The following is a 14563-nucleotide window of genomic DNA, read 5'->3' as shown; positions in this document are numbered from 1 at the left end:
TTATGAATAGCTGCCGTTCATGTTTCGCTATGGGTTTGGAGAAAGTATCCGCAATAATTGAGGGAAATCCAAATTACAATTTAGTGTTAGGAGAGCGTCTGAATCGACCAGAGTACAAGGTGATTAGGGGTGAGAACGGTAGAGTTTCAAGTGACCGCGCATTGATATTTATTCAGAAGCGCTTAAGACGAGCAAGTGTTGAGGTTTTTGATATAAAAGGCAATGATCGGAAGTCTGAAATTATAGCTTATGGGGTATCGGAGAATAATAGAAAAGAGTTTAAATTTATATCTGGGCTTTTGAGCAGGAATGGATTTGAATCTAAACTCTTGAATATCCGTGATCTTGATAGCTTTGCGATGCCCTTTTGGTTTTCCGCCAATAAACTTCTGAAAGCCGAAGTGAATGAGTCACTTCAAGCGTTTATATTGTCCCGGGATGATGTTAGTGTGGGCTTGCTGCATCAAGTGGTTAATTATTCAGTATCATTTTTTAGCGCACTTGAGACTTTGAGGCGCCTTAAGAGTAAGTTGTTTGTCGCTGCAAATGATCATTCCCCTGGGGCAGTTGCCTTTTTTGTTGTTGCCAAGTTGCTTGGCCTGCCAACTTTATATTCTCAGCATGCTGAAGTTACAAAGAGATTCCCCAAAAATGATTTTGATTTTTCAATTTTTAGAAACTCGGCTTCAAAGATAATTTATAGCGAGCTTTCTCGGGGAAGATTAAATTCTAGTATTTGTCTGCCAAGAACGGATAATACGATCTTGCCAGATGAGGTAATTTTGAGGCGAGATGAGTTGCGTAGGGCCGGTACAAATGTAGTGGTGATCTATCCTAGCGGCATTGTGGCCTTGGAAAGCCTTTCTGCACTAATTGAGAAGCTGAAAGGGAATGATTTAGTAGGAAAAATTTCCATTAAGCCTCATCCCGGAATGCGTAATATTGACTCAGTTTCTTGTTTGGGGGTTGAAATCGTTAATGCGATACCGGACTTTCCACATGTCGCAATCTGTGGGAATTCGTCAGTGGCTATTGAGCTTCTTTCGAAGGGGTGTTTGGTTTTTCAGTATTATGAGTTGGATGGTATTAAGAATGACTATTATGGGTTTCAAAGTGAGGGGCTGACTTATAAAATATCTCTTGAAGAGTGTGGAAGAAAATTTTGGTGTGAAGTGGATTGCCCTAGCTTTATCCCTAATTTAGCTAATTATTTACCTGAACTTAAGTCAAGCGATAACCTCCTTGAAAGTTCAAGGGAAAAGCTTTTCTTTTATCAGCTAATGCAAATGAGTAATTGTTCAGGGATTTCTTGCGCAGATGCTCTCAAAGAATATCAGCTCTTTAGAGGAATTTTTTTTCTCAAAGAAAGCTTTTTATACTCCCATAATATAAAGTGGCTTGAAGAGTATAATGACTATTGGACAGTATCTACCCTTAATACATACTTTGATGATCGTATTGCTGAGCTAAGTGAAGCCTATCGGATAGTAAATGTCAAACGATGTTGGTCCGTCTTACACTTTTGGCTTATTTCTAAGAAGATAGAGTGGACCGGTTATTTTCCTCATATAAACCTGCTTAGTGAGCTGCTTCAATTTGCTTTAGATCATAATAAATGTGAAAAGACAAAAATATGGTTAGAAAAAAAGATTTTTGATCTGATTATGCGTTATGGTGATGTTGATATTTTGGATCAGTTTTTGGCTAAAGCTAGCTCTTTTTCAATTAGGCGCGCCAGTATAAATCGAAAGGTTGCATATCTGCGATTTATCACTAAGAAATCAGCACAATCAAGTGCACTTGCAGATTTCTTCAACCCTGATGATGATAGCAGCCTTTCCAGCCTGGAAAGGCTGAAGTTGGAGGTTCAGGCTGATTGGGGGCGAGAAACACCACAAAATTATAAGCAGATTGAGTCTCGATATTTAAAGGCTCTTCCAGAGCTAAGTGTTGAATATGAAAAGTATGTTATAAAAGTATTTGATCAATTCGGGGATCGGGCAAGGTATATTGATGTCGCAAAGGACAACAGTCAAGCCGATAATTTTCTGTCGTTAATAAAGGAGAATTTAATAAAAGGCAGAGGGTTTTCTTTTATTCGCCTTAGTGATGGTGAGGGATATATTTTTCGTGAGTTCTCAGATTTTTTTAAAAAAGAAGATGCAAAAAATCGTGAGCGGCATTGGTGGGGGCAACATATTCCTGATGCTATTTCTACTGGACTAGTGTCGTCCGGTATTAGTGCTGTAAAGCAAGCTGATATATTGGGTGTCCCTACTATTTATCGCTTTTTAAGGGATAGTGAAAACTCGAAGAAAACGTTAGTTGGGACTATCCAGGGGCGAGGTCTATTATCTGTATTGGCGGGTGTCAAAAAAATAGATAATGGAAAAACTTTATACACGGATGATAAAACAAATCTCGCGATTTTTAATCAGTTAGAAGTGGTTAGGCAGTTGGGGCGATTAGCTAATAAGGTCGTTATTGTTTCCAGCGGCGATCCTGAAGTTTTAAAAAGGAAAATAGGGGGAGATATAGAGTGTATTGTTGTTAATATCCCAACTCACCATAAAACTATCAATAATGAAAAATATATAAGATCGGAATTAGCTCTGCCATATGTTTACCAGGAAATATCTTTAACTCTAAAGAGAGTAGTTTGTAAGGGTGACTTGGTGTTGGTAGGGGCTGGTGTCGCAGGTAAAAGTTTTGTGAACATCGCTAAGAGAAGCTCAGCCGTTGGCCTAGATATGGGAAGTGCAATGGATGAATTTCTTGAGGCTGGTATTCATTCGTTATATTAATTTTTTGGAGTATATATAATATGTTTAATAATGCAACAGTTCTGGTGACAGGCGGGACAGGCTCTTTTGGTCATACATTCGTCCCGATGCTTCTGGAAAAATATAATCCGGAAAAAGTGATTATTTTTTCGCGTGATGAAATGAAGCAATGGGATATGGCGAAGAAGTTTCTAAATGATCCCCGTGTACGTTTCTTTATTGGTGACGTTAGAGATCGTGAGAGAGTATATCGTGCACTTGATGGTGTGGATTATGTTGTACATGCCGCGGCAACAAAAATTGTACCTACGGCAGAGTATAATCCCTTCGAGTGTATTAAAACAAATGTTGTTGGCGCTATGAATCTTATTGATGCTTGTATAGATAAAGGAGTAAAGAAAGTTGTTGCTTTATCAACCGATAAAGCGAGTAGTCCAGTTAATCTATATGGAGCCACAAAACTCACGTCAGATAAGCTATTTGTAGCAGGAAACTCGTATGCAGGATCTCATCAAACACGTTTTTCTGTTGTGCGGTATGGTAATGTTATGGGGTCTAGGGGTTCTGTAATTCCCTTTTTTATGTCAATCCGAGGAGAGGGAAAACTCCCAATTACCGATCCAAGGATGACTCGATTTATGATTTCTCTGGAGCAAGGTGTTGAGCTTGTTTGGCATGCATTTAATGATATGGAGGGTGGGGAAGTTTATGTTAAAAAAATTCCATCAATGAAGGTCACTGATGTGGCTAAAACAATAGCTCCTGATGCAGAGCATGAAATTATCGGAATTCGCCCAGGTGAAAAACTTCATGAGCAAATGATTAGCGCTGAAGATTCTTTTTACACCTATGAATATCCAGAGCATTTTAAAATTCTACCGGCAATCCATAATTGGGATAAAGATATCAATAGAATCAAAGATGGAAGGAAGGTCCCAGAAGGATTTGTTTATGCTAGTGATAACAATTGTGAATGGATGGGTGAAGATCAGTTGGGTGAGTGGATTGACCTCAATAAGAGCAAAATAGGGAGTATTTAAGTGATACCTTATGGTCGCCAGAATATCACGCAGGCCGACATTGATGCCGTAGTGGAAGTCCTAACATCGGATTTTCTTACTCAGGGGCCTGTTGTCCCACGTTTTGAGCAAGCTCTAGCGAGTTACGTTGGTGCTAAACACGCGCTCGCAGTTAATAGTGCTACTTCGGCTCTGCATATCGCCTGTTTGGCGCTTGGGCTTGGAAAGGGTGATTACCTTTGGACCAGTCCTATTACTTTTGTTGCTTCAGCAAATTGTGCTCTTTATTGTGGAGCATCTATAGACTTTGTTGATATTGACCCTAAAACTTATAATATCTGTCCTCGCTTACTTGAAGAGAAGTTGATAGAAGCGAATCGAAATGGTTGCTTACCTAAAGTTGTAGTGATTGTACATCTTTGTGGGCAACCTTGCGATATGAAGAAAATTAGGGAATTAGGGGAACGCTTCGACTTTAGAATTGTCGAAGATGCTTCTCACGCTGTAGGCGGTAAGTATAGTGGGGAATTTATTGGTAGCTGTCACTATAGTGATATTACAGTTTTCAGCTTTCATCCCGTAAAAATCATTACTACCGCGGAAGGTGGTATGGCCCTAACAAATGACGACGAATTAGCTGAAAAGCTATCATTACTACGTAGTCATGGAGTTACACGCGATACATCTCTGATGACACATGAGCCTGATGGAGCATGGTATTATCAGCAAGTCGATCTAGGGTTTAACTATCGCATGACAGAACTCCAGGCTGCACTGGGAGTTTCCCAGCTTAAACGGCTAGATTCTTTCGTAAGGCGTAGACATGAGTTGGCTGCTCGATATAACGAATTATTAAGTGATCTTCCACTAACCACTCCGTGGCAGCATCCAGATAGTTATTCGGGTTACCATCTATATGTTATTCGGCTGCAGTTGAGTAAACTTCAAAACAGTCACCGCCAAGTATTTGATTCATTACGAGAGCAGGGTATTGGTGTTAATTTGCACTATATACCGATTCACACTCAACCATACTATAGACGTATGGGATTCTGTAAAGGCGATTTCCCTGAAGCAGAGAGATACTATAGTGAAGCGATAAGTTTACCTATATTTCAAGATATGACTGATGAACAGCAAAATCAAGTTATCAGTGCGTTGCGTGAGGCTCTCAAAGTATGAACTTTGCAGTTATCCCTGCACGTGGTGGAAGTAAAAGAATTCCACGTAAAAATATAAAGGAGTTTGGCGGTAAGCCAATGATAGCTTGGTCGATTGAAGCCGCATTAAAAAGTGGGTGCTTTAACCAAGTCATTGTTTCAACTGATGACCCTGAAATCGCAGAAACGGCTATCTCTTATGGAGCGAGTGTGCCGTTCATTCGGCCAGCAGAGTTATCCGATGACTATACCGGTACGATACCAGTTATTCGCCATTCTCTTCAATGGCTTCAAAACCAATATACGGATGTAAAATATATCTGCTGTCTTTATGCAACCGCACCATTCGTAAGGGCAAGCGATATTAGTACCGCCTTGAAGTCATTGGATAATTCTGATGCTGATTATGCTTTTTCTGTAACAAGTTATAGCTTTCCTATTCAGAGAGCAATTCGGCTCAAGAATACAACTCAAGTTGAGATGGTCTACCCCGAGCATTCCAATACTCGATCTCAAGACTTGGAAGAAGTCTACCACGATGCAGGTCAATTTTACTGGGGTAGAGTAAATGCTTGGCTTGCGGAGAAGATGATATTTTCACCCAACTCAATCCCAGTACGACTCCCAAGACACTTAGTACAAGATATTGATACTCTAGAGGACTGGAAGCGAGCAGAATGGATGTTCAAGGCTGCGCTTGCAGAAAAGGGTGAATGACTGGTGAAGATTGCATTTCGGGTTGATGCATCATTACAAATTGGTACTGGCCATGTAATGCGCTGTCTCACCCTTGCTGAAGAGCTTAAAAAAAATGGTGCAAGCTGTCATTTTATCTGTAGGGAACACACCGGAAATTTATTTGGTTTGATCAAGGATCGGGGGTTCGAGTTAACTCCCCTCCATTTTGAAGTGCCAAACAAATCTATTTCTAGTAAAGAACATAGCGATACTTTGAAGTATGCTTCTTGGTCGGGTGTCGATTGGAAATTAGATGCTGAGCAAACTGTCGCAGCTATTTCTAATTTCGAGCCAGATTGGCTTGTGGTTGACCATTATGGGCTGGACAGGGCGTGGGAGACCTATGTTAAGTCTTACACTCGCTACTTTATGGTTATAGATGATCTTGCTGATCGTTTCCATACCTGTGATCTTCTTCTCGATCAAAACCTAGGAAGGGTTGTAAGTGATTACTCTGCACTAACCCCTAAACAAAATGTAAGTTTAATTGGCCCTAAATATGCGTTATTACGCCCTGAGTTTGCTGCTCTAAGGGAATACAGTTTAAACCGTAGATCATATTCACAGCTCAAAAGTATCATGATTAGTATGGGGGGGGTAGATAACTATAATGCAAGTGGACAAGTGTTAAAGTCACTAGAATCAAGTAATCTTCCATTAGATTGCCAAGTTTCTATTGTATTGGGCCAGCATTCCCCATGGCTACAAAATGTAAGACAGGCAGCTAAGAAATCTAAACTACAAGTTAATGTGTTCTGTGATGTTAAAGACATGGCACGAAAACTGGCAGACTGTGACCTAGCAATTGGTGCTGGCGGTATTACTTCATGGGAGCGAGCGTGTTTAGGGGTGCCGTCTTTTATAGTTGTTCTTGCTGATAACCAACGACTTGGAGCTTCTGCATTGCATAATTTAGGTGCGGCAAAAATTATCGGGCAGATAAATGATATTCAGATTCAGTTACCCCTGAGAATTTCTGAAGTTATAGGAAGCTCTTTATTGGAAACTATGTCAAATAGCACTGCTGAAATTACGGATGGATTAGGCGCTTCTCGAGTGGTTGAGGTGATGAGGAGAGTGATTTCTTCATGAGTAAAAGCTTAATTCGGAGGATGACTGAGGCTGACCTAGAGCAGGTCTTGGAGTGGCGTAATCATATTGATATTCGAAAGTACATGTATACTCAGGATAAAATTAGTATGTCTGAGCATGTAAAATGGTATGAACGTTGCTCAAAAATGGACACAAAAACTCTATTAATTTTTGAGAGTCATGGGAAGTCTTTGGGTTTCATTAATTTTAGCCGAATCAAAAATAGCGACATTAGTGATTGGGGTTTTTATGTCGCACCAAATGCGGCGAAAGGCTCTGGACGTGAACTTGGACGGTTAGCAATTAATTTTGCTTTTGCTGAATTAAAGTTTCATAAAATTTGCGGTCAAGCTCTATCATATAATGAGCGTTCAATTAACTTTCATCGAAGTCTTGGGTTTCAGAAAGAAGGGGTACTGAGAGATCAGTATCAAGTTGATAAACAATTTTATTCCGTTGTGTGCTTTGGTCTTTTAGTAAAAGAGTGGCATATGACATTTAAGGAGCGGTAAGTGCAAAATTTTCCGAGTATAACAATTGCAGGGCGACGTATATCTACATGTGATACACCATATGTCATAGCTGAATTATCGGCAAACCATAATGGGAAACTTGAAACAGCCTTTGAAATTGTACGAAAAGCTAAGCTAGCAGGAGCAGATGCTATTAAGCTTCAAACGTACCGCCCTGATACAATTACACTGAAAAGTAATTCGAAAGATTTTAGGGTTGAAGGTGGGCTTTGGAATGGGCGTACCCTTTATGATTTATATGAAGAGGCTCATATGCCTTGGGAGTGGCATAAACCTCTGTTTGAGTTGGCGCGAGAGCTAGGTATTACCATATTTAGCTCTCCCTTTGACAATACAGCAGTTGACCTACTGGAAGACCTTGATGTGCCAGCTTATAAAATAGCTTCGTTTGAAGCTATTGACATACCGTTAATTAAGTATGTTGCAAGTACTGGTAAACCAATGATTATTTCCACGGGTATGGCTGATAAAGAAGAAATTCAGGAAGCAATAGAGGCTGCTCGTGAAGGAGGGTGTAGTGAGCTTGCAATTCTTCACTGTGTTAGTGGTTACCCCGCACCTGCGGGTGACTATAACTTAAGAACATTAGTTGATATGTCACAACAGTTTCGACTAGTAACAGGACTTTCTGATCACACATTAGATAATACAACTGCAATTGCTAGTGTTGCCTTAGGAGCTTCAATAATTGAGAAGCATTTTACTTTAGATCGAAATGGCGGTGGTCCTGATGATAGTTTCTCACTTGAGCCTCAAGAATTACAGGCATTATGCCGGAATAGTAAAACGGCATGGGAGGCTTTGGGGGGTGTAGACTATGGTCGTAAATCGAGTGAGCAGGGTAATGTTCGATTTCGTAGATCACTGTACTTTGTAAAATCCCTCGAAGCAGGGGATATAATTAACCGTGACTCAATACGTAGTGTAAGGCCAGGCTTTGGAATGGCGCCAAAGTTTTATAACTCAATTGTTGGGCGGAAAATAAAAGTAGCTGTTGATAAAAATACACCGGTCCTCAAGGAGGTTGTTGAAGGTTTTGATTCTTGAATGCATGCTAATTTTATTGATGAGTACTTTGGGGATTAATTAAGATTGTATAGGTATAGATGCGCACGTGAAGTTTTCCATCATCGTTCCTGTCTTTGAGCAATGGCATTTTGTTGATAAATTGTCAGCTTGTTTAGAAGCGCAAACAATCTGCAGGGACAGCTTTGAAGTGATATTTGTAGATAATGGATCAAAGGATTTTATTTGCCCTAATACGATGCCCAAAAATTTTAGGGTTATAAGTTGTAAAAAACCAGGTTCCTATTCGGCCCGAAATTATGGAATCAGGCAGTCTAAAGGCCAGTGGCTTGTGTTTACCGATGCGGATTGCCTTCCTGAACCTGATTGGTTGGAGAAAATTGATGAGCAAAGTGTGCTGAATCAAGATAATCATTGCATGATCGCTGGCGACGTAAAAATAGTAACTGAATCACAAAGTCCGAATATTTATGAAATTTATGACTTGGTTAAGGGTATTCCTCAGTCCTACTATGTTGAGCAGGGTTACGCTGCAACTGCAAATCTGTCATTTCATAAAAATTTAAATGACTTGCTTGGAGGGTTCGATGAGCGAAGCTTTTCCGGGGGTGACGTTGATTTTTGTCGTCGTGCAGCTGCTTTAAGAGCAAAGTTAATTTTTGCTAAGAGTGCCGTTGTTGGCCACAGATCTCGCCGCAACTGGACGGAAGTTATCACGAAGGCGCGTAGAATCAAAGGTAGCCAGTTTGGTGGCGGAACACTCGCCCTACAACTTTTTTGTATAGGAAGAACTTTGCTGCCTCCAGCTAAAGTAATTATCAGGTTTGCAAAGTCAAAAGAATATTCATTGTACTTTCGAGCCATTGCTTCTTTTGTTCAGCTTCAAATTTGGATGGTTGAATTATATGAAATATTGAGGCTGCTATTTCGAGCAGGCGCAGAGCGGCGATAAAAGAGACTATATGTATGGGTTTTCTTAAACAAACGAAGATATTTTTTCTCTGGTATGCCCGGGTTTTTGGTGAATTTTGGAGGGTCAAGCCCCGAGTCCTTATAAGTATAGTCTTTTTGGCGGTGATTGAGAGATTTTTTAGTCTTATAGCTTTAATTTTGCCATTAAAAATTATATTACTTGCTAGTTCTGACGGAATTCCTATTTATTTTCAGTTCTTTATGGATCCGAGTGACAAGCAATTATGGATCTTTGGGCTTTCAGCAGCTTCGCTTGGATTCCACTTAATGGGACTTGGTTTCAGTGCTTGGTCCGATAGATTAACTACTTCCGGTGGTGCTGAGGTTGTAGCGAAGGCTAATGATATTAACTTTGCTCACAAGGTAGAGAAACAATTTAAGAGTTACTATTTTGTGTTTTGCCGTGTTTTATCAAGTGCTGTATTTGCCCTTGTAGCATTCTCATTGCTGGCCTGGTTGGATTACTTTCTCCTTGCTGCACTTTTTTGTGCAGTTGCTGGAGAATATATTCTTTCAGCATGGATATTGGAAGGGGGAAGCTCGGGTCTTATTAATAATATTTCTCTTTTTGTTAGTGAGAAGCTGTCTGACTACTTGAATTTCTTCGCATTTCTCAACTTTATAATTTGTTTTGTAGTAGTTTTAATGCCTTTTGTGCTGGGTTATCCGGCTAGTGTTTTGGGGGCAATTGTTTCATTGATTTTACTAAGGCGTGCCATAAGTGATCTCTCTTGTATAGTGAAAGATAGTGTTAAATTATGGAGCTGGAAAGCGCAGATCGATCCCCTTGTTTTTAGGCATGTTCAAGTCAGTAAGGATGAGGTTCGAGAATCCATAAGTATGAATGAACTCCTGATGAAGAGTAATAGAGAAGTATGGATAAAAGATGTTCTCCCTAAAAATTACTCTCACCTAAAAGATGTGCGAGTTGAATGGATAGATCCACCTCAAAAAGGAATGGCAAAATTTAGTATTATTTTTGGTGATGTATATCTAGATAAGGATGAAAAACTACTATTACAAGTTTTAGATTCAAGGTTTCACCACTATATAACAAATGAGCAATATTTGTTTGAACATGTTTGCCGTAATGCCTTGCTTGCCCCCGAGAGTATTTCCACTTCTATTGTGGAAGAGTGTGCGGTTCAACTGCTTGCTATTGGGGTTTCTAAGCAAGTGGCTATTAGTAACTGGGAAGAAGCAGAGAAAAATATTCTTTTGGAGCACTGGGTCTGTGAGCCACCACCAGCTTTGGTGGAGGGCTATATTACCTCTCACCCTCTTCTTTACCAGCGCCTTTCTAAGAAAATTTTTATGAATGTTTCACTGGCGATAGACTCAAACGAGGAAATGAAAATTTTTCATGAGTTTATGCAATTCCACTCTCAGTTAATGGAAATTTTGGAATCTTTACCTTTATATATTTATAATCCAGATCTTCAGCGCAATAATGTATATGTTTCTGATGATGGAAATGATAGCTATTTTGTGGCGGGTTGGGGTAAGTGGAGTTTGGAGCCTGTTGGAGTAAGACTGCCTTTAGGAGCAGATGATGGTTTTCTCTTTGAAATGCTTGAGGAGTTAAAAGCAAAACGTATTGGGCTACCTCAAGAATACAATCTTATATATTTGAAAATTGCATATCAACTATTTCGGATTGAAAAATTAATTGTGGGTCAACGATATAAGGCCGTACTAGTAGAGATGTCTTTTATTATAGATAATTTAAAGCTATTAAAGAGGCAGCCCGTTGCAGAATTTGTATAGTTTTATTGTCACGATTCCTGGAGTGCAATTGATAAGGCGTGCTCTTCTATATATCTTAAGGAGAAAAACCACCAGGATAAATTTGCCCCTAAATCGTATTAGGCCAGCGCCAACAGCGGACAATTCTATTTCTAGTAATGGATCTCAATTATCGAAAGAACCAGATACTTTCGTGCTTTACCGAATAATCGGGAATGATTTAGTTCCTAGGCATGAAAAGGGTCAATCGAGAAAGAATCTTAAATTTATACTCGAAAATGAACCTAAGCTACTTGCCTGCGAGAAAAGGTTTGTTCTAAATAGAATTATTGACCATGATGAGGAACAAAGAATTATTGATATGCTTGAGGAGGCCGGGGTTCCTTACGTACGGATCCCTTTTGAATGGAATGAGTATAAACAAAAAAAATTAGATATAGAAGGCGTCCCCCTTGCTTATGCACCCTATAGTGCTCAATACAATCGGCTAAGTAAATATTCCCAGGCTCAGATAAGAATGCGCTTGCTGAGGTTTAAAAACAATTATGTTATAAATAATAACGGTGCAAGAAATCTAGCCTTGAAAGATGGTCGGAATCGAGCAAAGTGGATTCTTCCATGGGATGGAAACTGTTTCCTTACCGCTAGTGCTTGGGATGCTGTGCGGCGCTCTGTAATTTCCAATTATAAAATACCATATCATATAGTACCGATGGCGCGTGTCACCAACAACCAGGATTTACTTGATAAAAACTTTACCCCTGAACCAGTCGAAGAGCCCCAGATTTTGTTTCGAAGAGATGCTAGGGAAGAATTTAATGATTCTTTTTATTATGGAAGGCGCTCGAAAATTGAGTTGTTTTGGCGTTTAGGAGTCCCTGGAAAGTGGGATTTTTGGCCGATAGAGCCTTGGGATCTTGATTGTCCTAACTACTCACCTGATGTAGGCCAGTTCAATAGTGCTGGCTGGGTGGCGAGATTATACTCAGGGAAGCAACACTTGGAAAAGGCTGGGAGCAATGTGTCATGGATGAAACGCAGTGAAGCAAGAATGGAAGCAGTCACTAATCTTTTGCTCGGCTTGGATTTCAAATCATTATCTAGTAATTCTATAATTGGAAAGCAAATTTTTTCTGAAAAGGGTATGGATCAAAGTGGCTGCGATTCATTGAAGGTCTTCCTTCGTTCATCTGCCAATAAAGCTTTGGAGCGTGGTCCGCAATCTGTTGTTCATAAAAAGACGTTGCCACCAAGCAATAATAGGCGTGATTATTGGCACCCTGCTCCATATTATTGGCCACACCCTTTTAGAATTCCGGGTCTGCCCTATGTCCGTCGTGATGGTCAGCGTGTGCCTGGTACACATTTATATGATCCAAGAAGTGACGACTATGATCGGACGAGACTTCAACACTTATTCGATGACACATATATACTTGCTTTAGGACTCCTAAAATTTGATGAGTACAATTATGGAAGGCATGCTGCTGAATTGGTGAAAAACTGGTTTCTCGATTCTCAGATGTCAATGAATCCACATTTACAGTACGCGCAGGTAAGAAGAGGGCATAATAAAAATAAAGGAAGTAGTGCTGGAATTATTGAATTTAAGGATCTGTATTATTTCTTTGATGCTGTTCGAATATTGCACAATTACAAATGTATAAGCGATTATGATTTAAAAAATTTAAAAATATGGATGGGTAAATATTTGAATTGGCTGTGTGTCAGCGATCAAGGTAAAGGGGAGCGATCTGCTAGTAATAATCATGGGACTTATTATGATCTGCAGGTTGCTTCAATTTGTTTGTTTCTTGATGATTATAAACTTTTGCATGATACATTCCGTAATTCTCGATTTCGTATTCTAGAACAGTTTGAGGCTGATGGAAGCCAGCCTAAAGAGTTAAAGCGCTCTGCAAGTGCCCACTATTGTTGTTTTAATTTGCAAGGCTGGATTCATTTGGCACAAATAGCCGAATCGGTAGGCGAAGACCTTTGGGGTTTTACAGGACGTGATGGCAGAGGGCTGAGAAAAGGGATGGAGTGGTTCTTGTATTATTCAAACAAGCATTGGCCTTATGAGCAGATTAATGCATTTGACAAAGAACGTTTTCTACCTATTTATTTCTCGTATTTAGAGAGGTTCGGGGCGTTGCCTGTAGATTTTAATTTGGAGTTGCCGTGTATTAAGGATGTAAAGCCGATATTTTTTCCACATGATGGCATTAGACCGTTTTGGAATCTGGATATTCTTAATGGGTCATTAGTTGAATGTTTTTCAAAGAGCTTTAAGGTTGCTAAGATCTAATGAAGAAATCAAAATATTCGCTTGCACTTGTTCCTGATCGATTTGCGCATTATAGATATCCAGTATTTAGACACCTTAGTGATCAAGTGAAAAATGGGTTTCGAGTAGTAATTTATGCTGACGTTAATGAAGATTACTCAAAAGTCAAAATTACACCAAAAAGATATTGTAATATGAATCTAGGTGATGGTGGCGTGCTTTGGAAAAGAATCCACAGTTTATATTTAAAGAATCTTTGTGTTTGGCAAACCGGTTTGCTAAGGCTTGCTATATCTAAAAGGCATCAGGTCATAGTGTATTGGGGGAGGCGCATAGAATATCCACGTGGATCAGTGCAATTATTGCTAGGGTAGCGGGAAAAAAAATTGTCTTTTGGACACATGGTATATATGGGAATGAAGGTTATTTTAAGCGCAAATTCAGGGTAAATTTTTACCGGTTAGCGAATGTGCTATTTCTTTATGGAAAGCATGGAGTTAAACAGCTAACTGCCGCAGGTATCCCTAAGAATAAACTTTTTGTGATTAATAACTCCTTGGATGTTCAAGGGCAGCTTCAAACTATTAGGAAATTTCAAGTTGAAGATTTGAAACTGTTGCGTAAAAGTTTGTGTAAAGATGGCGATAAATTGGTGGTATTTGTGGGGCGCTTAGAAAAAGCAAAGCGACTTGATTTGCTCCTTAATGCAGTTTTTATTTTAAAAAATAAAAGTTTGAAAATTAAGGTGGTTCTAATTGGAAATGGCAATGCTTTTAGAGAATTATATGACCTTGCGAATAAATTAGGCATTCTTAATGCAGTGATCTTTTATGGAAGTTGCTATGATGATAGTGTGGTGTTGCCAATCTTGACTGTAAGTGATATCTGTGTTTCACCGGGTGAGGTTGGTTTGACGGCCATGCACTCATTAATATGCGGTACACCTGTTATTACTCATGATGATTTTTCGAACCAAATGCCGGAATTTGAAGCTATAAAAGCAGGGAGAAGCGGTGTATTTTTTCGCAAGGGTTGTGCTGAGGATCTGGCTGCAAAAATTTCTTTCTGTTTAGACTCTGTTGATAAAGGCGAAATCAATGAAGAGAGCTGTAGGGAAGTTATAAAAGATGAATACACGCCAGAGTTTCAGCGTTCTGTTTTTATTGAGGCTGTAATGCCTTTGTTTAGTTGAAAAAAGAAATAT

The 14563-nt window shown here is 39.5% G+C and carries 11 protein-coding genes; all 11 read left to right on the top strand.

The features are described from left to right. Positions 1 to 2 precede the first annotated feature (2 nt). The 11 genes from GL2_RS19515 (at position 3) to GL2_RS19465 (ending at position 14551) form a co-directional block, all read left to right on the top strand. Positions 3 to 2804: a hypothetical protein gene (locus GL2_RS19515; protein ID WP_143732408.1), complete on the top strand. Its 2802-nt coding sequence runs from the start codon at positions 3 to 5 to the stop codon at positions 2802 to 2804. Between the two features lie 20 nt (positions 2805 to 2824). Then, positions 2825 to 3823 (top strand): UDP-N-acetylglucosamine 4,6-dehydratase (inverting), encoded by a 999-nt coding sequence (gene pseB / locus GL2_RS19510; RefSeq protein ID WP_143732407.1) that lies wholly within the window; start codon positions 2825 to 2827, stop codon positions 3821 to 3823. Continuing rightward, entirely contained in the window at positions 3824 to 4984 is a 1161-nt protein-coding gene (gene pseC, locus GL2_RS19505; protein ID WP_143732406.1) for a UDP-4-amino-4,6-dideoxy-N-acetyl-beta-L-altrosamine transaminase, read from the top strand. After that, the gene (gene pseF, locus GL2_RS19500; RefSeq protein WP_143732405.1) at positions 4981 to 5679 is read left to right on the top strand and encodes a pseudaminic acid cytidylyltransferase; all 699 of its coding nucleotides are present in this window, start codon (positions 4981 to 4983) and stop codon (positions 5677 to 5679) included. Before pseC ends, pseF begins: the two co-directional genes overlap by 4 nt. A gap of 3 nt (positions 5680 to 5682) precedes the next feature. Then, the gene (gene pseG / locus GL2_RS19495) at positions 5683 to 6792 is read left to right on the top strand and encodes a UDP-2,4-diacetamido-2,4,6-trideoxy-beta-L-altropyranose hydrolase (protein ID WP_143732404.1); all 1110 of its coding nucleotides are present in this window, start codon (positions 5683 to 5685) and stop codon (positions 6790 to 6792) included. Next, on the top strand, positions 6789 to 7304 hold the full coding sequence (gene pseH, locus GL2_RS19490) for a UDP-4-amino-4,6-dideoxy-N-acetyl-beta-L-altrosamine N-acetyltransferase (RefSeq protein ID WP_197736483.1): 516 nt from the start codon (positions 6789 to 6791) through the stop codon (positions 7302 to 7304). The genes pseG and pseH overlap by 4 nt, the downstream gene beginning before the upstream one ends. Next, positions 7305 to 8372 carry a pseudaminic acid synthase gene (gene pseI / locus GL2_RS19485; protein WP_143732403.1) on the top strand — a complete coding sequence of 356 codons (1068 nt, stop codon included), beginning with the start codon at positions 7305 to 7307 and terminating at the stop codon, positions 8370 to 8372. Between the two features lie 67 nt (positions 8373 to 8439). Beyond that, positions 8440 to 9303: a glycosyltransferase family 2 protein gene (locus GL2_RS19480; protein ID WP_197736482.1), complete on the top strand. Its 864-nt coding sequence runs from the start codon at positions 8440 to 8442 to the stop codon at positions 9301 to 9303. Between the two features lie 14 nt (positions 9304 to 9317). Further along, positions 9318 to 11090 carry a hypothetical protein gene (locus GL2_RS19475; protein WP_143732402.1) on the top strand — a complete coding sequence of 591 codons (1773 nt, stop codon included), beginning with the start codon at positions 9318 to 9320 and terminating at the stop codon, positions 11088 to 11090. Between the two features lie 82 nt (positions 11091 to 11172). Then, positions 11173 to 13380: an alginate lyase family protein gene (locus tag GL2_RS19470; RefSeq protein ID WP_197736481.1), complete on the top strand. Its 2208-nt coding sequence runs from the start codon at positions 11173 to 11175 to the stop codon at positions 13378 to 13380. A 298-nt stretch (positions 13381 to 13678) separates the two neighbouring features. Further along, a complete protein-coding gene (locus GL2_RS19465; RefSeq protein WP_143732401.1) occupies positions 13679 to 14551 on the top strand; it encodes a glycosyltransferase in 873 nt (290 codons plus the stop codon). Positions 14552 to 14563 lie beyond the last annotated feature (12 nt).

Origin of the sequence: Microbulbifer sp. GL-2 (assembly GCF_007183175.1) — a bacterium.
Classification (GTDB): domain Bacteria; phylum Pseudomonadota; class Gammaproteobacteria; order Pseudomonadales; family Cellvibrionaceae; genus Microbulbifer.
The sequence above is the reverse complement of the archived record's forward strand: the minus strand, read 5'-3'. Positions and strand labels throughout refer to the sequence as shown.